This is a genomic window from Nostoc sp. DedSLP03, from assembly GCF_034530815.1.
In the GTDB taxonomy this organism is placed as follows: Bacteria; Cyanobacteriota; Cyanobacteriia; order Cyanobacteriales; family Nostocaceae; genus Nostoc.
On sequence record NZ_JAVRCK010000012.1, the window covers coordinates 48,040 to 70,841 of the forward strand.

Consider the following 22,802-nt stretch of genomic DNA (forward strand, 5'->3'; position numbering starts at 1 on the left):
CTTGTGGTGGCTGTTGGTTCTCAACGACCACCAGCAGATTGCTACATACCTTTATATAAAACATCTGTGGATACTTTGAGGAGTGCAAATATGATGACTAGAGCCGCTTTACCCGGTTCTCAATTTCCGTCTGGAAACTTGTGGAAAATACTGCCTTTAGCAATTCTTGTATGTGCAACTTTTGCACTACCTGCATTCGCACAAGAAAAAGATAAATTGTGGCGAACCCTTAGTGTCAGCGGTCGCGGAGTGGAAACAATTCCGACAACTCTGGCACAAGTCAATTTAGGAGTGGAGATTCAAGGGAAAACAGCCCAAGAGGTACAGCAAGAAGCCGCTCAGAGGTCATCGGCGGTGGTTGCGTTTCTCAAGAGCAAAAATGTTGAAAAACTACAAACCACTGGTATTCGTCTCAATCCGGTTTACAGCTACACCAATAATGTGCAGCGGATTACAGGCTATGCTGCCACTAACACTGTGAGTTTTAGTATTCCTGTTGCACAAGCTGGGACATTATTGGACGATGCAGTCAAAGCCGGTGCAACACAAATTAACGGCATTAGTTTTGTTGCGAATGATGAAGCGATCGCCGCGGCTCAAAAGCAAGCATTAAAAGAAGCTACTCAAGACGCGCGGCAGCAAGCTGATGCCGTTTTTAGTGCCTTGGGTTTTAAATCCAAAGAAATAGTCAGCATTCAAGTTAATAATGCCAGTGCGCCTCCACCACCACCAATGTTTTTACGAGCTGAGGCTGCAAAATCAGCTGATGCTTCCACCCCGATTGTTGGTGGTGAACAGCAAGTAGAAGCATCGGTGACGTTGCAAATTAGTTATTAGTCATTTGTCATTTGTCATTTGTCATTAGTCCTTTGTCATTTGTAAAGGCAAAGGACTAATAATCAATGCCCAATGCCCAATGCCCAATGCCCAATTAAAAATGTTCTGAAGACATATCTCCTGCACCGCCCTCTCCATCACGCTTAGAGCCTAATAAATCTAGTTGGTCTACTCTAATAATTGGTGTAGAACGGTTTGCTCCTGTTTGGCGATCGCTCCATGTGTCAAACTTTAAGGAACCTTTGATGCCTATTAAGCTTCCCTTACGCACATAATTACCTGCTACTTCAGCCGTCTTATCCCATAACTCCAGCGTGAACCAGTCAGGTTCATCGCTGTTGCGCGATCGCCTTTTTACCGCGAGTGTCAATCTACACTTCACACTACCAGACTCAAAATACTTTATATCAGGGTCGCCACCTACACGACCAACAAGGGTGACAATATTAATACTCATGTGCGTTACCTTTCAGTACAAACGTACTTAGCAATTTCGACTTTCATCATAGCGAATTGTGAAAGACTTGAAAATAATGTGTTAAACAGTTAACAATATAATTGACTTGAAAATTTATACACATTATTTGGAGTAAACACATAAAAATATACGGATATACTAATCTAACCAGAGAATATCAAAAAGTACGCGGCTTGAGACATACTAAATATTTCTGGGAATCATATAAAAATATTGTCTAATTTACTCAACTTAGGATACAAACATAATCGAATCAAGCACGATTAACTCTTACCGTTGTAGTCAAGAAGTATCGCACATAGGGGGCTTACAGACGCGTGGGTATTTTTAGGAACTTTCGCACTTCATGGGATATGGGTATCGACCTTGGTACTGCAAACACCCTGGTTTATGTATCTGGTAAAGGTATTGTACTACAAGAACCTTCTGTAGTTGCTATCGATGTCAACGAAAAGGTGGCACTAGCAGTAGGAGAAGAAGCCAAAAAAATGCTCGGTCGCACACCGGGAAATGTGATTGCTCTCCGTCCTTTGCGGGATGGTGTAATCGCTGACTTTGACATCGCCGAGCTGATGCTCAAAAGCTTTATTCAGCGTGTAAATGAAGGTAAATCTTTAATCCTACCCCGAATTGTCATTGGTATTCCCAGTGGCGTTACAGGAGTAGAAAGACGAGCGGTGATGGATGCAGCTCACCAAGCAGGAGCCAGAAAAGTCTATTTAATCGATGAACCTGTAGCTGCGGCCATTGGTGCAGGACTACCTGTTGCCGAAGCAACTGGCAACATGATCATCGATATTGGTGGTGGGACAACAGAAGTTGCAGTGCTGAGTCTTCAAGGTACGGTAATCAGCGAATCAGTACGCATTGCTGGAGATGAACTGACGGATGCGATCGTTCAGTATATTAAGAAAGTTCATAATTTAGTCATTGGTGAACGTACTGCCGAGGAAATCAAGATTCGGATGGGTTCTGCCTATCCAACTAATGATGATAATGACGCGATGATGGAAGTTCGAGGCTTACACCTACTTTCTGGTCTACCGCGAACTGTCACAATCAAAGGGCCGGAAATCCGTGAAAGTATGATGGAACCGCTATCAGTAATTATCGAAGCTGTGAAGCGGACACTAGAACGCACACCGCCAGAACTAGCAGCAGACATTATTGACAGAGGGATTATGTTAGCTGGTGGCGGTGCTTTGCTCAAAGGCATAGATACCCTTGTTAGCCATGAAACAGGGATTATTACCCACATTGCTGCCGATCCTTTGAGTTGTGTTGTGCTGGGAACAGGTCGTGTGTTAGAAAACTTTAAACAGTTGGAACGAGTTGTTATCGAAAGCTCTCGCAATATGTAACAAAAAAAATATCAGACTTGAGTTCTATTTGAGTTCTATTTGGGTTTTATATACATAGAATCCAAGTAGAACTTAATTTATATAAGTACATGTAGGTATATATGGTGACAATACGGCGTTGGTGGGATCGTAAAGGGTTGCAAATTGGCTTGTTAGCTTTAGTAGTTGGTAGTGCTTGGATATTGCGACAGACTCAAGGAGAACTAGTGCTAGAGACATATCAGGCAATTACCCGTCCATTAGAGATGTTGCAGTCAGGGCCAACTCCAGAAGAACGTCTTAGAGATGCCCGGATAATGGAATTGCAAACCCGTATAGTAGATTTGGAAAGTCAAAAGACAAAGTTACAAGATTTATTAGGCTATGTGGAAAAAGAGCCGCTGGCATCACGACCAGTTCCAGCACGGGTAGTGGGACGTAGTGCTGACCAGTGGTGGCAACAAGTGACGCTGAATCGCGGTGCGAATGCAGGGATTCAGGAAGGCTTCATAGTCAAAGCAGAAGGCGGATTGGTGGGTTTGGTGGAGAGTGTAACTCCCAATACTAGCCGCGTGTTGTTAATCAGTGACCTCAAGAGTCAAGTGGGTGTATCGGTTAGCCGGACGGCAGCTAAAGGCGTTTTACGAGGAGATTCTTCTGCTGAAGCTGTATTGGAGTTTTATGAAAAAGTTCCAAATGTCAAAGTAGGAGATTTAGTTTCCACATCTACTTATAGTCAGAAATTTCCCTCCGGTTTGGCAGTAGGACGAATTAAGTCGCTGGATTTAAAGAAACTCCCGGCATCAGTGGCAAAAATTGAGCTTTTTCCGCCAATCCGCTCTCTCGATTGGGTAGCTGTTTATCCCAAACCAGAAAACCAAGAGTCGGCAAATCAAGTGCCGCAAAAGTCTAAGTAAATTCTTTGAAAAAATAGAAAAATGAAGATTCCTGCATTTGGTGGTAGCAGGCAGAAAAAGCCAAAATCGTCACAGCAAAAATCGAAATTCCGAATCCAGCCGCTGGCTCGTTGGCATCCCGGTATACGTCAGTTGTTTGGTTGGATAGTGACGGCTAGTTCTGTACTGTTATGTTTGCTATTATTACCAACCCGATTCCCAGGTATGGAATTGTTGGGAATTGGCCCTAACTGGCTGTTAATTTGGGTGGTAGCTTGGAGTGTGAAGCGCACAGTGTTTGCCGGAGCATTAGCAGGTATAGTTCTGGGGCTACTTCAAGATTCGATGACATCACCTAGCCCGACTCATGCCATCAGTTTAGGTATAGTGGGGGCTTTAACTGGTCTGCTCCAGAAACAGCGTTTTATCGAAGAAGATTTTATTTCGATTGCTGTAATTGTCTTTGTTTTGGCAGTTTTGGCAGAAACTATCTTTGGGTTGCAATTAACTTTGCTGGGCAATGAGCGTAAGGTGACAGATATTTGGACATATTATCAGCGTGTCGCTCTGGCCTCTGCCATTCTGAGTAGTCTGTGGGCGCCTGTGGTCTATTACCCGTTGAATCTTTGGTGGCAACGGATGAAATTATTGGAGCAATAGTAAAGGGAGTTTAGAGGCGATTAACCCTTGTCTGTACAAGAATTAGGAGTAGAGACAGGATTAATCGCGCCTATACAAGAATTTAGGAGTAGAGACGGGAAGAGGTTACAGGTGACAATAAAGAAAATTATCTTTTGTACCCTGTAACCTAAATATTTATGGAATTTGGGCAACCTCTGGCAATATGGATTCAAGCTACAGTGAACTGTAAGTGTGAATCTTACAGACTCATGTAAGTTGAGACAGTTAATAATAGCGCCTAGATATTACTGTTTAATTATCAGGAGCAAAGCGCGATTCTCTTGTAGAGAGGCTGCGCGATCGCGTGCAGAATATTTACAGTGTTGCCTAAAATTATGGATAATTCCCCAGTGGTCGCTCAAGCAGATGCATCCTTACCAAATTTCACTCAGGAAAATACACCAATAGTGGAGTCAGCAGCTGGCTCGAATTCACCACCGAAGCAAAAGGTAGGAACTGACTTTGACTCTCGCATGATGCTGCGGTGTTTAGAACTTGCCCGTCGCGCTTTAGGGCGGACTTCGCCAAATCCGTTAGTAGGAGCGGTGATTGTTAAAGATGGCGAGATTGTAGGCGAAGGATTTCATCCTCGCGCAGGTGAGCCTCATGCAGAAGTGTTTGCCTTGAGGGCAGCAGGCGATCGCGCGCGTGGTGCAACAATTTATGTCAGCCTCGAACCTTGCAATCACTATGGGCGTACTCCCCCTTGTTCGGAAGGATTGATTGAAGCAGGGATGGCAAAAGTAGTAGTGGGTATGGTTGACCCCAATCCACTGGTGGCTGGAGGTGGCATCGCCCGTTTACGAGCGGCAGGGATTGAAGTATTGGTTGGAGTAGAAGAAGAAGCCTGTCGTCAGCTAAATGAAGCTTTTGTGCATCGCATTCTTTATAAGCGACCTTTGGGAATTTTAAAATATGCCATGACTTTAGATGGCAAAATTGCTACTACCTCTGGTCATAGTACTTGGGTGACAAGTCAAGAAGCCCGCAGTGAAGTACATCTAGTGCGGGCAGCTTGTGATGCGATAATTGTCGGCGGTAATACAGTCCGACAAGATAATCCTTACTTAACCAGCCATCAGGTGGGGGCACATAATCCCCTACGAGTGGTGATGAGTCGCCATCTTAACTTACCGGCCAGTGCCCATCTGTGGCAAACCGTGGATGCTCCAACTTTGGTGTTGACACAGAAGGGTGCTAACCCCGATTTTCAAGACCTGTTGCTCAACCAGGGTGTGGAGGTAGTGGAATTAGCATCACTGACACCGGATAAGGCAATGGCGTACTTATATGAACGAGGTTTTTGTAGCGTGCTGTGGGAGTGTGGTGGCACTTTAGCTGCTAGTGCGATCGCTCAAGGAGCAGTGCAAAAAGTTTTGGCATTTATTGCCCCAAAGATCATTGGTGGTAGTATTGCTCCCACACCAGTGGGCGATTTAGGTTTTACTACCATGACCGAGGCGTTGTCTTTAGAACGTGTTCGTTGGCGTGTAGTAGGCTCTGACTGCTTAGTAGAAGGTTATCTTTCCCCAAAAGCTAATAGTCAACAGTAATCACGCTTGACGAGCGATCTATTTATTTATCTTGATTTTGCGTTGGCGTAGCCCGCCGTAGGCATCATGAACATTGGCGTTCATGGGCAAGATCGCGTATAAGGACTAGTCGAGATTGAATGTAGTGGCTAAGAAAATCAGTTTCGTTAGAATCTAACAACACTTGCGTTTCGGTTTGTTTCACTAACCACTGCACCAAGCTAGCATCATCCAGTTGTAAGAGGAGCTTGGCTTGAGCGGTTTCAACCACTGACCAAAGCTGACGTATGATTGTAGGAGTCATCAGACCTCGATTGAATAATTTAGCTTTGCTGTCTTCAGATTACACAATTCCGATCGCAATTTACGACATGAATGTAGAAGCTGAGACAAGTATTATTAAAAACTTAATAATGGTATTTATAACTTTATGAAGATTAAGAATTGAAAATCGGAAATAGGGAATGGGAAAAACAGATTTTTAGGGATTTAGTTGCAAAATCTAGAAAACAAATGCACTAATTCTAAAAATTGGCTTTTTGTGTTTGGGAAGACTGAAATTATCTTGATTGTACCTGAATAAAGTCAGTTTTTAAATCACTATGTTGAATACTAAGTCTGTCTTGAAGGATACAAAAATCTAACTTTCGAGAACAGTGTTTGCCAGAAAGTTAACACTGTTTGGCTGTAGATGGATTTACAAAATCATGTAAATCTGCATCCCAAATGCTGATGTAAATAAAATCACATTGTTGGCGGATAATTTGACCCTTGACTGAGCCATTTTTAAAACTAAAATTATCAGCTTGACGCTGTTGTACCTGTTTGAGTCCCTGCTTAATTTCTTCAGTGGCTTGCCCTGCTAACATTCCATTTAAGGTAGTCTCCATTACTTGTGGGTCTACCGATTGAGCAAAAGATACCTCAGTTTGACGCAGCGTTTTAGAATTACGATCGAATAAGTAGCCAAGGTCAATTTTGTTTGGCACTAGTTTGTAAACGACAGCACGAGTCTTGCCCCATGCGCCTCTTAAATCTTGATTTGGCTTGCCGAGGGTAGCTTCTACGTCACTTCTTGAGGTACCTGTAGGAAATGCGGGAATGCTTTGGCTAGTGGTAGCTAATTTACTAGGCGAGCGATCGCTGTTTTGTGGTGTGGAAGGAACTTCTGGTTTGGGAACTGCGCTTACCCGATCCTTTGGTTCTGGCTGTGGCGTGGATACTGCTATCGGTGCTGGAGTATCTGAAGTGACAGGCTCTTTATCTGGCTGTGGTATGGGTACAACTGGAGAATTAGAGGTTGGTCGCCGTTGTGGTGAAGAGCTAGGGATAACTGGAACTGGAGACGTTTGGGAGGAAACGGGCGGTTCGGTAGATGCAGGAGTGGGAAAAGATTCTGGCGATGGCGTGGGATTTGTGCCAATAGTTGTTTCTGGCTGTTGCTGACGAATGATGCTAGGAATTGCTACTGCACCAATCAAGCCACCGATCAACAAACTACCAACAATCACAGCAGGTTTTTGCCAGTTTTTAGGATTGGCAGACCGTGGAATCTCAGAATTGTTTTGTGGAGAATATAATGGCTGAGTTTGCCGAGTCGATGCGGTGGGAGAAAAACTAACTGTGGAAGTATTTGCAGTTAACTCAGGAGGATTACTACCAGATTGCAAGGCATGTAGCATTTTACTGGCAGTGCTGTAGCGATCGCCAGCATGAGGTTTAATTGCCTGATTGAGTATCGCGGCCAATTGAGAAGAGACGTTAGGGGCGTGCCTCTGCCAAAGTATTTCCCCAGTTTTTAAATCGGTTACTAGTTCTTGCGGGTGTTTGCCAGTCAGCAGATAAATTGCCGTTAAACCTAAGCTGTAGATATCAGTGGCGTAAACTGGGCGGCCAACGGCTTGTTCGCTAGGCATATATCCCGGCGTACCAATGACAAGCGATCGCGTGGGGTATCCTGGAGAATTGACCACTGAACGGATTGTTTCTTTGACTGCACCAAAATCAATCAAAACTGGCTCGTTATCAATAGAACGCAGAATAATGTTATCTGGCTTGATATCCCGGTGAATAATGCCTTTACTGTGAACATAATCTAAAACTGAAAGCAGACTCAAGAGAATTCGCCGAACAGCAGTTTCACTCTCAAATCCTTTGGCTTCGACAATTTTTGTCAGAGTTTGACCGTGAATCCATTCTTGGACGAGATAAAACTGTCCATTCTCAGAAAAGTAGGCGTAGAGTTTGGGAATTTGGTAACTACTTTCACCCAAATACTCCAAGGTTGCGGCTTCCCGTTCAAACCGTTGTTGGATAAGTTGGTAGGTTTGCGGGTCATTATTGGTTATCGGTTTTAGTTGCTTGATTACACAGCGACGGCGAGAAGGCATGTGGACATCTTCTGCTAGAAAGGTTTCGCCAAACCCACCAGCGCCGATTACCTGGATAACTTGATAGCGATTGTTTAGCAGGGTTATTGTCATGAAAAATTATAAGCGTAGACACCCAGTGCAAAGGCAAAGACTTCTTGTCTTCTCCAAACTTGTCGTCAGACATTGCCCTTTCCAAATGTACATCACATAAGCGAAGGCAAGGCAATATACTCTGGTGAAATTAAATATGCGTTATCCAGAATTATTGTAGAGACGTAGCAGTGCTACGTCTCTCCATTCTGATGTTTAATGCCAGCCAATACATTGGTATCGGAGAATCCTGCCAAATTTACTTCGCTACGAATGAATGAAATACTGTACTAAGTGAACTCTATAGTTTCAACAAACTCTAAAATATTTTCTTTGATGTCTTCAGCCTCTTCCTCAACAGAATCAGGAGTTTCGCCGTTAATAAAACTGTGCTGACTACTAACTATATACAAAAATTCACCACTGATGAAGGTGAGCAACCCCCGGTACGCATCTAATCTGCTCGCAGTTCCATTATTTTCTTGCTTAGAAATTGTCGAACCTTTGGGCATATCAATTAATACGTAGTAAGCGCCTCGCAAAGTATTTTCCAGATATTCGGTATATTCCACAGAAGCATCTGGTACATTAGCGAAAATCGCTTGGGGTACATACTTGTCTACTAAAATTGTTTGTAAATATTCTTCTTGTCCAACAGACTCCAATTCCTCTAACTGTTCTAGGGGGAAAGGATAATAATCGATTCTCAGCAAAGTACCGATGTCATCAGAAAAGCCAACTACTCCTTCCTGGCTTTGAATTCTACCGCCCTGCTGCGGATCGACCGGAATCGGCACGGTGAAATTACCTAAAGGCGATTGATAGGTCTGTTCGCTAAAATCTTCGATGACTACTGTCTCATCTTCATCGTCTGTATATTCTTCATCTTCTGCTTCTTTAAACGCTGCAATTACCTCCTTGATGATTTCCTCTGCTTCTTCATCCTCCAGTTCTAAAGCTGCTTGTAGCTTTTTCAAGTAGATTTGTTTCGATTTGGGAATGGCGAGGTCATCGTCTAAAAGCACTATTACCCCAGCTGCAAAACCATCTAGCACTAATTCATCTGAGAGAGATACTTTAGCGGCATTAAACAAAGGCCCAATTCCCTCTTCTTCGGCAATGGAGATCAGTCTATCAACTATTTCTGCAATGTCATCTTCTGAGTATTCCTCGAAAACCTCGAATTCCCAGAGGATACCCGCTAAACTGTCTGCATCTACCTCTTCAATAAATGAATCAGCGATCGCAGTCACAGTTGCGATCGCCGCCACCGCTTCCTCTGGACTTAGTGATTCCTCTGATGTCTTTGGTGAGTTAAAAACCTTGTCATATTTAGTCATAATTGCTACCTAAATTAATTCCTTGATAGTAATAACAGATTGAAAGTGACAATGGTCAGTTTACCAATGGAGCGAATCTTCTAGAGAAAAAGTTGGCTGATACGTGGTTTACTCAGTATTGCTCAGGTGTAACAAAACCTTCTTGACAACTAATATCCAAGGAGTTGAGGTGTTCTAAAATCTTTTCTCGAATATACACCTAAGTACTAGACAAACTCAGTATTTACTACAGGTTAATTTAATTAAATATTGTAAATTTTTGTAATCCAGCAATTATCCTTAATAACTGCTATATTCTTCTTTGATTTTTATCCTCTAACAGATGAATTATATCTACCGATAGAATTATAAACTAGCTAGCGATAGATACTTACACCGTAAGCAGGATGTCACAATACCGAAGTTTGTAGTGACACACAATACCTGAAACGTTGTACTGTTGGTTCTGCAAGTGTGAATTAGATGAAATTTTGAGTTTTTTTATGGTACAAACCCCACCATCCCAGTTCTCACCAGATCAATATAAAGTAGATCCTGCAAAGGAAAATGTAGACGCTCTTATACAAGAACCGCAGTTAGATATTGAGATTGCTCTAGAGTTCCTTTACACCAGAGATATTGAATTTCGTCAGGAAACAATTTATTTTCTCGTAGTCGATCGCTTTTATGATGGCGATCCAGATAACAGCGAAGGTGCAAACTCAGAACTGTACGACCCAACTAGACAAGATTGGGGTAAGTACTGGGGTGGCGACTTGCAAGGTGTCATCGATAAATTAGATTATCTCAAGAATATGGGAGTTACTGCTCTTTGGTTAACTCCCCTGTTCGAGCAGGTTGAAGAATTATTTGTTGGCAATGCAGCAATACATGGCTATTGGACAAAAGACTTTAAACGGATTAATCCTCGATTCATTGCAGAGGGAGAGAACCCTTCTTTAAACGCCACTCAAGAAGAAAAAAATACAACCTTTGATCGGTTAATTACAGAAATGCACAAGCGCAATATGAAGCTAGTGCTGGATATTGTCTGCAACCATAGTACACCTGATACTAGCGGTAGTAAAGGTGAATTGTATGATGATGGTGTCAAAATTGCTGATTTCAATAATGATGTCAATAATTGGTATCACCACTATGGCGAAGTGCAAAATTGGGAAGACGATTGGCAAGTACAAAACTGTGAACTAGCTGGTCTGGCAACCTTTAATGAAAATAATACAGAATATCGGGAGTATATTAAGTCAGCAATTAAACAATGGTTAGACCGGGGTGTGGATGCACTGCGGGTAGATACTGTCAAGCACATGCCGATTTGGTTTTGGCAAGAATTCACTGGCGAGATGAGCAATCACAAACCAGATGTATTTATATTTGGTGAATGGATTTACAGTAATCCTGATGACGATCGCTCAGTGGAATTTGCCAATCACTCAGGCATGACACTTCTAGACTTTGGGTTGTGTGTGGCAATTCGAGCTGCACTAGGGCAAGGTTCAGAAATGGGATTCCAAACAATTCAATATATTTTTGACCAAGATCATCGCTACAACGGGGCAACAGAGCTAATTACCTTCATTGATAACCATGATATGTCCCGCTTCCAATCGCTGAATCCCGATCCAGCAATGCTGAAGGTGGCGATCGCCTTAATTATGACCTGTCGCGGCATTCCCTGCATTTACTACGGCACAGAACAATATCTGCATAACGATACTGATGGCGGTAACGACCCGTACAACCGCCCAATGATGGAAAGTTGGGATACTGAGAGTGAGATTTATCGTTGCATCAGGCTGCTATCTGGCTTACGGCGACTGAATCCAGCCGTGTCAATGGGTAGCCACTGGCAAAAATACTTAACACCGGATGTTTACTGCTATGTACGCCGCTATCGTGACTCCGCGTGTTTTGTCGCTTTAAATCGGGGAGGAGAAGTTACTTTACCAGAAGTAGAAACAGAATTGCCCGATGGCGAACATACCTGCGTGGTGACTCGCAACAAGTATGAGGTGAAAGATGGCAAGATTTATGACCTAGTACTAGAAGAACGGGGAGTGATTGTTTTCAGCCACGTTGCCGAACGCATAAAAGCACAAACAATTGTCCGCGTCCAACTCAATGGTGTGGAAACCAAACCTGGTGAAATTATTGTGGTGACAGGAAATTGCCCAGAGTTAGGTAACTGGGATATTGGCAAAGCGTATCCCTTAGAGTACATCAATACCAATACTTGGTTTGCCGAAATTCCCTTTAATGAGAGTGCTGGAAATCTCATAGCTTACAAATATGCCATGTGGCGGGAAGGGCGATCGCCTCTACGCGAAAATCTCGTAAATCGCCGCTGGGTGATTGCCAAAGAAGGTACTGTCAAATGGCGTGACACTTGGGCATCGGGAAGAGAATCTTAGAAATAAGGTAGAGTGAAGGATTAAAATTTTGATTCTTCACTCTTCATTATTTGTAATTTTTGAGTATTAAAAAATACACAAATTGAAATTAATAAAAGGAGTAATTGCTAGATTCCTTTTGGAGGATTAAATAAAACAGCATCAATAATTAAAGGTTTGTAGTCAGCGCTTTCGCCCTACTTTGTTTGTAAAATGTCTAGTAAAGCACTGCATTGAGCAAAAAGAGGCAAAATGTTGCTGAAAACAAAGGGGTAACTGTTGATGAGTAAAACGACACTCTACAATCAGGACTTTCTGGTATGGACGCAGCAACAAGCTGAATGCCTGAAGAAAGGACGCTGGGCTGAGTTAGATGTTGAACATTTGGTAGAAGAACTAGAGGGTTCGGGTCGGAGCGAACAAAAAGAACTTGGAAGTTATTTACAGGTGCTTTTGATGCACTTACTCAAATACCAATATCAACCAGAGCGAAAAACCAAAAGTTGGGTTAACACAATCTCAAACTGCCGAAACCAAATTCAAGATTGCTTGGAAGATACTCCCAGTTTGCAGCGCCTTCTAGAAAACTGGGAGTGGATACAGAAATATTATCGCCGCGCTTGTCGAGATGCTGCAAATGAGACTCAAAAGCCAATAGAAACTTTTCCGCTTGAGTGTCCTTTTACTATGGAACAAGTTCTTAATTCTGAATTCCTGTAAGTTAAACTGCTGAGACTCACTAAGTAGGCATAATTAAACATAAAAAAATCCTAGTCCGTAGTGAGTTATTCATCGCTCAAAACAAAGATTATCGGCTTCCTGAAGGTAAGAGAACACCACTGTAATTTAACATCGTGGGTGCATAGGCGAACATTTACCGCAGGCATCGCACATTCATTGCAAACTTATAATATCGATCATATCTATCCACCTCTGACTTTTTATTGCGATAATTCCCAAGGGGGACGCGCTCTCCACTGGTCAGTTAAAGGGGGATAGATGACACTCAAGCGGTTGGTTTTATTTTTTGTGATGACGCCGATAGCAGTTCTGTTAGCAGTTTCGGCTTTATTCGGTAGTTGGCAAGAACCTCAATTTCAAAGTCGTTTGGAACTATACCAAACAAATATTGCTTTACAAGCCCAAGCTTGGCAATCAGAAAATAGCAATGATGACAAACTCCAGGCGATTCGGGAAGCAATACTTGGCGAGCAACCTCTAGAAAGCGCTACAAAGCAGTATCAGGAGGCGCGTCAATCAGTTCAAGCTAATTTAGACAAAGTTAACAACAAACTTGCACAATTACGCTCTCAAGCGGAAATAACTCCCGCACCTCCAAAACCTCTACCGGATGCTCCTCCTACTATTAAAACTTCTAAACAGGGACAGCAACAGTTAGAGCAGTCTTTTAAGCAATTACAAAAATTACTGGCTGAATTAGACCTGCGCTTGGGAATTTTACAAGCACAGCAAGGACAGACGGATACAGCCTTTAAGACTTGGAGCGAATTACAACAACGCTCAGATATTAATTCAGGGTTTTGGGAAACTGCTGCTGTATTGACTGGACTGTGGAGTAATCCTCCTCGTATCCTCCCAAATGCTCAAGAACCAATTCAAAAGAATTTAGAAGGTTGGTTTCGCTCTACTGCTTTGGTTAAGTTATACCAACTCCAGCAACGACAAGATGCGTTATCAGCAGTAAAAGCCGCACAACAAGAATCTTCTACTCAAGCAGTGATTAAATTGGCAGTTATTGGCACTATTCCCACCTTGGCAGCTTTAATTGGTCTAATACTGCTGATTTTATTATTTGCTCAACGCTTGTTGAAAGGAAAAGCCTCGTTATTAGCTCAAAATGCTGATATCCCCTGGTCAACTCCTTGGGGTGGCGAAACGGTTTTGCAGGTTTTTATCATTGGCTTTTTCTTTATGGGGCAAATTTTTGTGCCCTTAGTAATATCGTTGCTACCCATTCCGCGTCCGATTGTAGATGTGCGACTTCAGGCATTTTCTGTGTTGGTTAGTTACTTCTTGGTAGCATTAGGTGCGCTGTTAGTACTGTATTTCTCTCTCAAGCGCTTTTTTCCACTACCAGAATTCTGGTTTCGCTTCCGTCTTCAAGATAATTGGTTTTTGTGGGGACTGGGAGGCTATTGCACGGCTTTACCTGTAGTTGTGGTGGTATCTTTGATTAATCAGCAGCTATGGCAAGGACAGGGTGGGAGTAATCCCCTGTTGCAATTAGCCCTGGAAAGCCAAGATGGTATCGCACTTGGTATATTTTTCTCCACAGCAGCGATCGCAGCTCCATTTTTTGAAGAAATTCTATTTCGCGGTTTTTTGTTACCTTCTCTAACTCGTTACTTACCCGTGTGGGGGTCGATTCTAATCAGTAGTTTGTTGTTTGCGATCGCTCACCTCAGCTTATCGGAAATTCTCCCCCTGACCGCATTGGGCATTGTGTTGGGAGTAGTCTACACGCGATCGCGCAATCTCCTCGCTCCTATGCTCCTCCACAGCCTTTGGAATAGTGGTACACTATTAAGTTTATTCATTTTAGGTAGCAATTAATACATTTTCGTTACTGTTGCCAAAAACAAAAATATCTGATTTTATCACGATAGGTAGAGACAATTTACTAGTAATAATTGGTTATAAGCATAAATACTAGCTGAAAACCCAATTACGATAATGGCAAAAGCAAATTAAAGAATGCTATTAACATAGACAACAAACTATCTAGTTAAGCATTTATTCTCATTCTGGTAGATTTTAGCCATTTTTCGAGATGTTAATTGTCTTCTTGAACCATTTTTAGCTGTCATAAATTGGAATGCAATTCCGGTTTGCGCTTATGGAAGTGGGGATCGGTAACTAAAAAACGGTTAGAAAGATATGGAAGCTGCCTTTTGCACTTCTAGATTCCCACTAGCCACGTAAGTGTCTTGTCATTGGTGCGATGGCGTTTCACATTTGCTGGAAGCATCGCAAAAGAATCCGGAAATAATACTGATGAACTTGTAAAACGTGGTGTATGTAGCAGCTTTTGCTGATTATTTAAGATTGATTCTGCTCAAGATAAATGTCTGAGCTAAAAATCTGCAAAACTGCTGCACCAGGGTTTGCGATCGTCAAATCCAGCAAAAGTCATCAAGGAGCGCCAGTTCGGCCTATAGCGCAAGACATCTTAGCGTCTCCTTGGAATAGAAGCACGCTGATTTTAATTATTCATCTTGAGATTTACTCAGACTGAAAAAATTAAAAATCTATTTATTAAGCAAGTAAATGTATTTGCTTCCATTACAATAAAGACTTTATTTTTATACTCACTAATCGAGGAGCAGCACTTATATGGCAAATCTTAACCCCAGTCACCCTACCAAACAACTTCTAGCTGGTTACTGTGGGATTATCCTGGGAGCATTCGGGGTTCATAAGTTTATTCTAGGATACGCTTCGGAAGGCTTTATCATGTTAGTGATTTCTGTAATTGGGGGTTCTTTTACCTACGGCGTTGCTTTGTTAGTTATGCAACTTATAGGTCTAATTGAAGGCATGATCTACTTAAATAAATCCCCTGAAGGATTTGTAAATACTTATTTTGTGAATAAGCAGGGCTGGTTTTAGTACAAGAATAGCTTCTTACTGAAAGCAGAGAATGATACCCCCTGCCAAGTTTAGGATTGCAGCAAAAGCGCAGGGATAAAGGTTAGCAACCAAAGAAACATCCTTTTTCCCTTTCGCTTCACCTTTTACCTTTAACAAAAGTTATACAGCACTTTTACCTTCTATATTTATTTTTATTAATATGCTCAATTTCAAACCTAAACAGCTTAACTGGGCAATGTTCTTCTTGTTAGGCTTAGGATATTTCAGCGTTATATCTCATTTAGAAATCAACTATTTCTTCAAAAACCTGATTGCGATCGCGCCAATACAGATGGCAGCGATTATTTATGTCACTTATCAACGTTGGAAATGTCAACCCCCTGTAGGGTAATTTCAAATTTCCAATTCAGAACCCTACAGAAAAATCTGAGAACTTGGAACGTTGAATTAAAATGCAGCGATAGTCTAGATGCTCAACGAAGTACGATAAATTAATAATTTTAATATGGTTGACATTGAGTCATAGTTCCATATTTAGCCTACGCTCGAATTAGAGACGCTTTTAGTCAGGCGTTGAATTTCTGTAGCGAATCTAAACACAAGCCATGCAACTTGTCCCGAAAACTAAGCCAGCCCCAGAACCTGACCCAATCCTAGAGAAGATTATTCTAGATGTTGGGGGTATGAAGTGTGCTGGGTGTGTGAACGCAGTAGAGCGACAGCTGACCCAACATCCAGGAGTCAAGAGTGCCTGTGTGAACCTGGCCACAGAGGTAGCAGTTGTAGAGTCAGAAGTTGGTGCAATAGATGTAGATGCACTGGCACAGCGATTAACAGCCGTTGGATTCCCGACTCAACCCCGAAAAGCTAATGGCACAGTAGCAGGCGAAATATCGACCTTACCAGATCCAGCAGAACGACAACGCCGAGAAATGCGTTCTTCTTTATGGCAGTTAGCGATCGCAGCGGTATTGCTAATATTGTCGGGAAGTGGACATTTTGGTAATCTTGGTAGCTCAGTGCTGCCAGTGCTAAATAATATCTGGTTTCACTGTGGACTAGCGACAGTGGCGCTGTTAATTCCCGGTCGCCCGATTTTAGTAGATGGCTGGTTGGGGTGGCGGCGAAATGCGCCTAACATGAACACCCTAGTGGGATTGGGAACTTTGACAGCCTACATTGCTAGTTTAGTAGCGCTGCTTTTTCCCCAATTGGGTTGGGAGTGCTTCTTTGACGAACCAGTAATGATGCTGGGCTTTATTCTCTTAGGAAGGACATTAGAGCAACAAGCTAGAGGTCGCGCGGCTGCTGCATTTAGGAAATTACTAGCACTCCAGCCACTCTTAGCGCGATTGATTGCCAACCCAGAGAAAGCCGGAATGGGTTCTTCTATTGTTGAGATTCCTGCTGAACAGGTGCGTGTCGGTGAATGCTTACAAGTGCTGCCAGGTGATAAAATCCCCGTTGATGGTGAAGTGGTGGTTGGTCAAACAACGGTTGATGAATCAATGCTAACTGGGGAAGCCGTGCCAATAATCAAAAAACCAGGAGATATGGTGATAGGGGGGACACTAAACCAGTCAGGAGCGATCGCTATTCAAGCAACCCGGATTGGAAGTGATACAACTCTAGCTCAAATTGTCGCCCTAGTAGAAGCCGCCCAAACTCGGAAAGCCCCAGTACAGAAATTAGCAGATACAGTAGCTGGTTACTTTACTTACGGGGTACTAACAGCATCTGTCTTAACATTTGGATTTTGGTACTTTTTCGGCACTCACATTTGGACTGATATCACCATGTCTGGTGGCATGGAAATGATGAGCCACGCTCACCACTCCACTCCCCACTCTTCCCTGTTAATTAGTTTAAAACTAGCGATCGCAGTTATGGTAGTCGCCTGTCCCTGTGCTTTGGGACTTGCCACACCAACAGCCATTCTGGTTGGAACTGCTATGGGCGCAGAAAAAGGTTTGTTAATCAAAGGTGGCGATGTTTTAGAAAAAATACACCGGTTAAACACCGTAGTATTTGACAAAACTGGCACTCTTACCACAGGTAATCCCATTGTTACAGATTGTCTGCTAATTGAGCGATCGGGGACTAGGGACTGGGGACTGGAGAAGAATAATGCTCAATCCCTAATCCAACTAGCAGCAGCCGTAGAAAGCGGTACTCACCATCCCCTAGCAAAAGCGATTCAGCAAGAAGCACAGCGGCAACAGTTATCTATTCCAGAGGCCGTAGACTTTCACACGGAACCAGGGCTAGGGGTATCTGCTGTAGTAGAAGACACAGTTGTATTGTTGGGTAACTGGGAATGGTTGAGTTGGCACGGCATTGCCATTAACGAAACCGCACAACAGTTAGCACAGGATTTAGCAACAGATGGTAAAACAGTTGTTTGTGTCGCAATTGGCGGAACCTTAGCCGGACTAATTGGTGTTTCTGATACCCTGAGATCGGATGCTCAATCTACAGTAGACAAGTTGCGTCAGATGGGCTTACGGGTAATGTTGCTCAGTGGCGATCGCCAAGAAGCAGCTAGCGCCATAGCTAAACAACTAGGATTAGATAGCGCTGATGTAATCGCAGGTGTTCCCCCAGCTAAAAAAGCGGCGGCAATCCAGTCTCTCCAGTTAGAAAGGACAAGGAGACAAGGGGGACAAGGAGACAAGGGGACAAAGAAAACTCCTAACTCCTCACTCAGCACTCCTAACTCTCCACTCCTAACTCCCTACTCAGCACTTAGCACTCAGCACTCAGTAGTCGCAATGGTAGGAGATGGAATCAATGACGCTCCAGCTTTATCCCAAGCTGATGTCGGAATTGCTTTACACTCCGGGACAGATGTGGCGATGGAAACTGCTGAAATTATTTTAATGCGCGATCGCCTAAACGATGTCGTCGAATCTATTCAGCTTAGTCGCGCCACATTCAACAAAATCCGCCAAAATTTATTCTGGGCTTTTGCATATAATACAGTTGGCATTCCTTTAGCTGCAGGTGTTTTATTTCCTAGTCTGGGTTTTGTGCTTAATCCATCTGGTGCTGCTGCATTAATGGCTTTTAGTTCTGTTAGCGTCGTCACCAACTCAATATTATTACGGCGATTCGCTCATCGCGTGTAGAATACTCCTTTACACGTCCAATTTGCCACCACAAATCTTGGTTATCAAAACAGAATTTAGGAGTCAGTCGTCAGATTAAGACACTTACCAAAGCTATCATAGCTACTGGAGTAGAACGGACATGTTCTACTCTTTCAAGGTATTATGCAATTTTAAAGCTTATTTAGATTAGCACCACAAACTTTTGGTGCGCAAAAATGGCAAGATACGATACTAAACAAAGTTTAATCAATTACAGTTCCACGATTTGTCAATGGCAGCAGAAACCAATGAAAACCATCTACTAATTATTGAAGACGATCAAGGTCGCAAAGAATTTTCTCTGGAGCACCCCGTCTACTCTATTGGTAGAGACCGCGAATGTAATATCCGTTTAATGTCGCAGTTTGTCTCCCGCCGCCATGCCACATTAGTGAGATTGCCACGAGAGCATAATAGTCATAGCTACTATTACCGGATTGTAGATGGCGATGCCAAAGGTAAGCCTAGTTCCAATGGTTTGATGATTAATGGACGTAAAATACCAGCCCACGATCTCAGAAATGAAGACGAGATCGTTTTTGGGCCTCAAGTACGTGCCATTTATTACCTTTTAAGAAACACTCAGCGTTTAGGACAAACGGATTCGAGCGAGTACGACATTACACTAATAAACCCCGGTATGGCCGAGGATTTAGAGGATTAAGAGAGTGAATTATAACTACCAATCACAGTCTGATATTTCCACGGCTTCAAACCGTGGAAGTATCAATTCAATCACCAAAACTATCCTGCAATACTTTCAATCAAATGCCAATGGCGGCTACTTTCAATAGCTTGCTTGATTAACTCAAACATTTGTCGGCAGTAATTATCTAGGTGAATTGGTAGTTCTTCATTTTTAATCACAATACTCATCCGGGTTTCTGTTTCAGTAGATTTTGATTTGTCAATCAGTACTTCTACTGTTATTAATTTAGGAAAAGGAACATTTCCAGGAACCTCACGACCGATAATATATTCGGCTGTGTGATACTGAATATCCAACTGACAGTCCTGTAGAAGTTCTACAAGTAACGGCACCAGATGGTCACTAGGAACAGAAATAATAAATGAACAGGTATAGCGAGCCATAATAGCCCCAAGCCTTGCAACACTCCGTCCATCCTATAATACCGAAGTATCTAAATATAAAGTCATTAAAAAATCAAAGTTTTTGAGAGCAGGTATTACTAGATATACAGTCAATGAAGAGGCAGTTCTTGCTGGGGGCAGGAGGTAAACGTCATAAATAATTTAGGCGTTCCGTGAGTGTCAGCTGAATGGGGTTTCAATAAGGACGCAGTATTTTTTGTGGCATTTTCCGCTCGAAATACATACTTTATTCTTCTAAGATACGCTTCACGAACATAAATAAATTTACTCGATCTAGAAGAAAGTGGTAGAGGGCAAAAAATGTGTTTTCTTCCTCCTGCCTCCTGCCTCCTGCCTTCTTTGGTAAGCTGAAAGTTTGATCGAAAACTTTACAATAAAGGTTTGGCTGAGGTAGAAAATGAAAGTCGCAATTACTGGAGCAACAGGATTTGTCGGTAGTCGTTTGGTACAACGATTACAAAAAGAAGGTCATAAGATAGTAGCATTAACTCGGAATACCGCTTTTGCTCAAAAGGTTTTTCCATCTGAGGCTTTCCCTAATGTAGAAATTGTTGCTCATACACCAAATGCATCTGGTTCTTGGCAAAGTGTCATTGCTAATTGTGATGGCGTAGTTAATTTGGCAGGAGAACCTATTGGTGAAGGACGCTGGACACCAGAACGGAAACAAGAAATCCTCAATAGCCGAAAGTTAGGTACACAAAAAATAGTTGAAGCAATAGCCAAGGCGAACCCTAAACCATCTGTGTTAATTAACGCTTCGGCTATTGGCTACTACGGCACCAGTGAAACGGCTACCTTTGATGAAACCAGTCTATCTGGTAACGATTTTCTTGCCCAAGTCTGCCAAGCCTGGGAAGCTGAAGCGAGGAAAGTAAAAGATGCTGGTGTGCGACTAGTAATTCTGCGTTTTGGAATTGTCCTCGGCAATGGTGGTGCTTTAGGTAAAATGATTCCGCCTTTTAAACTCTTTGCTGGCGGGCCTATTGGCAGTGGTCGGCAGTGGTTCTCATGGATTCACGTAGACGATTTAGTTAACCTGATTTTGCAAGCTTTAACTAAACCGGAAATAGAAGGCGTATACAATGCCACTGCCCCTAACCCAGTTAGGATGGCAGATTTAAGCCAAACTTTGGGACAAGTGATGAATCGACCTTCCTGGTTGCCTGTTCCTGCTTTTGCGATCGAAGCTCTTTTAGGAGACGGGGCAATAGTAGTTTTAGAAGGTCAACAAGTTATCCCAAAACGCACTGTGCAAACAGGCTTTGAGTACAAATATCCTAATTTGCAATCGGCATTAACACAAATTCTGAATTAAAAGGGAGTGGGGAGTGGGGAGTGGGGAGTGGGGAGTGGGGACTGGGGACAAGGGCACAGGGGCAAAGAGGCTTAGGGGAAAGACTTACTGCAACTTCCTTCCCCTCTGCTCCCCTGCTTTTTTCCAGTCCCCAGTCCCTAATCTCCAGTACCCAGTTCCTTGACTATTGACTAGAAAGAAATTTTTTGGAAACCCAACTGATAATACCGCTGAGAATTGCACCGCCCATGAGAATGCCAATTGCGGGGTTAAACAAGGGTTGCCACAGTTGATGCCACAAATCTAAACCCAGGTTTACTCCAGCGGCATCACCGATCGCAGCGATCGCTAACCAGCCAAAGCCAAATAAAACCAAAAAAACATCGGCGACTAAAACTATGTTTAGCCAATTTAACAATTTATCTTTCATGATTGGATTGGGGATTGGGTACTGGGGATTGGGGAAGGTGGGGCCCCCTCTGGGGATAAGGGGTAATGGGGATTGGGAAGAGACAACTTAGAGACTTACTTGAATAAATTCCCCCTTGTCCCTCTTGTCCTCCTGGTTCTCAGTCCCCAGTCCCCATCCTCTACTTTTCAAACAGCCAACTTTTGACTTTTGCTAAACTTTGCCAATCTGGTTTTCTACTTAAACCGTCCTCAATACTATTTTTTATTTCATCACTCCATTCTTCGTTGACAAAAATCAACTGTTGTGCGACGTCTATATGTTCCCGCAAGCCTTTTTGCTTTGTTTCCAGCATTGCTAAGGCGAGATTGATTCTAGCTTGGGGATCTTGTGGATTTAACTTGACTGCCTTCTGTCCGGCTTTGTAAGCCAAATTGGGTTTGTTATCGAGTAGATACAACCACGCTAAACAAACCCAAGCTGCACTAGTTTTAGGAGCGCGATCGCACACTTCTTTAAATACAGGGATTAAAGATTCTGCTGATTCTCCTGCTTTATAGCGTTCTAAACCTGTATCAAACAGGGATTCAACTGTATTAGTCATTGGTCATTGGTCATTGGTCATTGGTCATTGGTCATTGGCCATTGGTCATTTGCAAAAGACAAATGACAAAGGACAAATGACAACTGACAATATTACACCCCAAATGACTTGCCGCAACCACAAGTTTGATTAGCATTGGGGTTAGTAAATTGGAAACCACCGCCAATCATGGCATCGCTGTAATCGAGCATTAAACCGTAGAGATATAACAAACTCTTGCGATCGCTGACAATTTTGAAGCCATCATAATCAAAAACTTCATCATGAGGGGTTATTTTGCTGGTATCTTCAAAGTCCATCATGTAAGACATCCCAGAACACCCACCCTGACGCACTCCTACCCGTAAGCACAAGTCTGTGCCTTGCTTGTCCCGGAGGGATTTTACCTGGTGCAATGCGGCTTCGCTCAACAGAATTCCACGTTGTTGAGCTTCAATTGCTTGTGTCATCTGCTTTTCAACTCCTTAATTAGTATAAGCGTTACCCTATATCGGCTTGTAATGCTTCTGGGTTGCTCTTGGTGTTTTTGTATTCATTCTAGCGGCTTAGATGTTGCTAGATACCAAATTGTAAACACTCCGTCAAAAGTAGCCAAAGATTTTTATTCTAGAATTGAGAGACTCAATGTGTTTATACATTCGGTATTCTTAAAATTCCAGCCT

General features: G+C 42.8%; 22 protein-coding genes. 14 read left to right on the plus strand and 8 right to left on the minus strand.

All coding sequences use genetic code 11. The features are described from left to right. The first annotated feature begins 93 nt into the window (after window positions 1-93). Window positions 94-837: an SIMPL domain-containing protein gene (locus tag RM368_RS08225; RefSeq protein WP_322693688.1), complete on the plus strand. Its 744-nt coding sequence runs from the start codon at window positions 94-96 to the stop codon at window positions 835-837. A 94-nt stretch (window positions 838-931) separates the two neighbouring features. Here RM368_RS08225 and RM368_RS08230 read toward each other — a convergent pair whose 3' ends face one another. After that, window positions 932-1,294 carry a single-stranded DNA-binding protein gene (locus RM368_RS08230; RefSeq protein WP_322693625.1) on the minus strand — a complete coding sequence of 121 codons (363 nt, stop codon included), beginning with the start codon at window positions 1,292-1,294 and terminating at the stop codon, window positions 932-934. 374 nt (window positions 1,295-1,668) lie between these two features. Here RM368_RS08230 and RM368_RS08235 point away from each other — a divergent pair, with 374 nt between their 5' ends. From RM368_RS08235 to ribD, 4 genes are all read left to right on the plus strand, one after another. Then, on the plus strand, window positions 1,669-2,676 hold the full coding sequence (locus RM368_RS08235) for a rod shape-determining protein (protein ID WP_322693626.1): 1,008 nt from the start codon (window positions 1,669-1,671) through the stop codon (window positions 2,674-2,676). A 101-nt stretch (window positions 2,677-2,777) separates the two neighbouring features. Beyond that, window positions 2,778-3,572, plus strand: coding sequence for a rod shape-determining protein MreC (mreC, locus tag RM368_RS08240; protein ID WP_322693627.1), 795 nt, complete (start codon window positions 2,778-2,780; stop codon window positions 3,570-3,572). Between the two features lie 21 nt (window positions 3,573-3,593). After that, window positions 3,594-4,211, plus strand: coding sequence for a rod shape-determining protein MreD (mreD, locus tag RM368_RS08245; RefSeq protein ID WP_322693628.1), 618 nt, complete (start codon window positions 3,594-3,596; stop codon window positions 4,209-4,211). A gap of 356 nt (window positions 4,212-4,567) precedes the next feature. Continuing rightward, entirely contained in the window at window positions 4,568-5,785 is a 1,218-nt protein-coding gene (gene ribD, locus RM368_RS08250; RefSeq protein WP_322693689.1) for a bifunctional diaminohydroxyphosphoribosylaminopyrimidine deaminase/5-amino-6-(5-phosphoribosylamino)uracil reductase RibD, read from the plus strand. Between the two features lie 64 nt (window positions 5,786-5,849). On the opposite strand, the gene RM368_RS08255 is transcribed toward ribD, so the two are convergent. The 3 genes from RM368_RS08255 to RM368_RS08265 all read right to left on the minus strand — a co-directional run bounded on the left by RM368_RS08255 (window position 5,850) and on the right by RM368_RS08265 (window position 9,566). Further along, entirely contained in the window at window positions 5,850-6,068 is a 219-nt protein-coding gene (locus tag RM368_RS08255) for a hypothetical protein (RefSeq protein ID WP_322693629.1), read from the minus strand. Between the two features lie 367 nt (window positions 6,069-6,435). Beyond that, entirely contained in the window at window positions 6,436-8,247 is a 1,812-nt protein-coding gene (locus tag RM368_RS08260) for a protein kinase domain-containing protein (protein ID WP_322693630.1), read from the minus strand. Between the two features lie 269 nt (window positions 8,248-8,516). Then, on the minus strand, window positions 8,517-9,566 hold the full coding sequence (locus tag RM368_RS08265) for a hypothetical protein (RefSeq protein WP_322693631.1): 1,050 nt from the start codon (window positions 9,564-9,566) through the stop codon (window positions 8,517-8,519). A gap of 482 nt (window positions 9,567-10,048) precedes the next feature. Between RM368_RS08265 and RM368_RS08270 the strand changes: the two genes are divergently transcribed. The 8 genes from RM368_RS08270 (at window position 10,049) to RM368_RS08305 (ending at window position 19,381) form a co-directional block, all read left to right on the plus strand. Next, window positions 10,049-11,977, plus strand: a complete 1,929-nt coding sequence (locus tag RM368_RS08270) for an alpha-amylase family glycosyl hydrolase (protein WP_322693632.1) — start codon at window positions 10,049-10,051, stop codon at window positions 11,975-11,977. 261 nt (window positions 11,978-12,238) lie between these two features. After that, window positions 12,239-12,676: a DUF29 domain-containing protein gene (locus RM368_RS08275; protein ID WP_322693633.1), complete on the plus strand. Its 438-nt coding sequence runs from the start codon at window positions 12,239-12,241 to the stop codon at window positions 12,674-12,676. Between the two features lie 279 nt (window positions 12,677-12,955). Next, a complete protein-coding gene (locus RM368_RS08280; protein ID WP_322693634.1) occupies window positions 12,956-14,530 on the plus strand; it encodes a CPBP family intramembrane glutamic endopeptidase in 1,575 nt (524 codons plus the stop codon). A 511-nt stretch (window positions 14,531-15,041) separates the two neighbouring features. Then, window positions 15,042-15,212: a hypothetical protein gene (locus RM368_RS08285; protein WP_322693635.1), complete on the plus strand. Its 171-nt coding sequence runs from the start codon at window positions 15,042-15,044 to the stop codon at window positions 15,210-15,212. Between the two features lie 98 nt (window positions 15,213-15,310). Next, entirely contained in the window at window positions 15,311-15,586 is a 276-nt protein-coding gene (locus RM368_RS08290; protein WP_322693636.1) for a TM2 domain-containing protein, read from the plus strand. 181 nt (window positions 15,587-15,767) lie between these two features. Continuing rightward, window positions 15,768-15,959 (plus strand): hypothetical protein, encoded by a 192-nt coding sequence (locus tag RM368_RS08295; protein ID WP_322693637.1) that lies wholly within the window; start codon window positions 15,768-15,770, stop codon window positions 15,957-15,959. Between the two features lie 214 nt (window positions 15,960-16,173). Continuing rightward, window positions 16,174-18,696, plus strand: a complete 2,523-nt coding sequence (locus RM368_RS08300) for a heavy metal translocating P-type ATPase (RefSeq protein ID WP_322693638.1) — start codon at window positions 16,174-16,176, stop codon at window positions 18,694-18,696. A gap of 247 nt (window positions 18,697-18,943) precedes the next feature. Next, entirely contained in the window at window positions 18,944-19,381 is a 438-nt protein-coding gene (locus RM368_RS08305; RefSeq protein WP_409882195.1) for an FHA domain-containing protein, read from the plus strand. An 80-nt stretch (window positions 19,382-19,461) separates the two neighbouring features. Here RM368_RS08305 and RM368_RS08310 read toward each other — a convergent pair whose 3' ends face one another. Continuing rightward, the gene (locus RM368_RS08310) at window positions 19,462-19,809 is read right to left on the minus strand and encodes a hypothetical protein (protein ID WP_322693640.1); all 348 of its coding nucleotides are present in this window, start codon (window positions 19,807-19,809) and stop codon (window positions 19,462-19,464) included. 418 nt (window positions 19,810-20,227) lie between these two features. On the opposite strand from RM368_RS08310, the gene RM368_RS08315 reads away from it, so the two are divergent. Continuing rightward, window positions 20,228-21,148, plus strand: coding sequence for a TIGR01777 family oxidoreductase (locus tag RM368_RS08315; protein ID WP_322693641.1), 921 nt, complete (start codon window positions 20,228-20,230; stop codon window positions 21,146-21,148). 163 nt (window positions 21,149-21,311) lie between these two features. On the opposite strand, the gene RM368_RS08320 is transcribed toward RM368_RS08315, so the two are convergent. From RM368_RS08320 to RM368_RS08330, 3 genes are all read right to left on the minus strand, one after another. Continuing rightward, entirely contained in the window at window positions 21,312-21,557 is a 246-nt protein-coding gene (locus RM368_RS08320) for a hypothetical protein (protein WP_322693642.1), read from the minus strand. A 160-nt stretch (window positions 21,558-21,717) separates the two neighbouring features. Beyond that, entirely contained in the window at window positions 21,718-22,140 is a 423-nt protein-coding gene (locus RM368_RS08325) for a hypothetical protein (protein WP_322693643.1), read from the minus strand. A 92-nt stretch (window positions 22,141-22,232) separates the two neighbouring features. Continuing rightward, the gene (locus RM368_RS08330; RefSeq protein ID WP_322665540.1) at window positions 22,233-22,589 is read right to left on the minus strand and encodes an iron-sulfur cluster assembly accessory protein; all 357 of its coding nucleotides are present in this window, start codon (window positions 22,587-22,589) and stop codon (window positions 22,233-22,235) included. Between the last annotated feature and the right edge of the window lie 213 nt (window positions 22,590-22,802).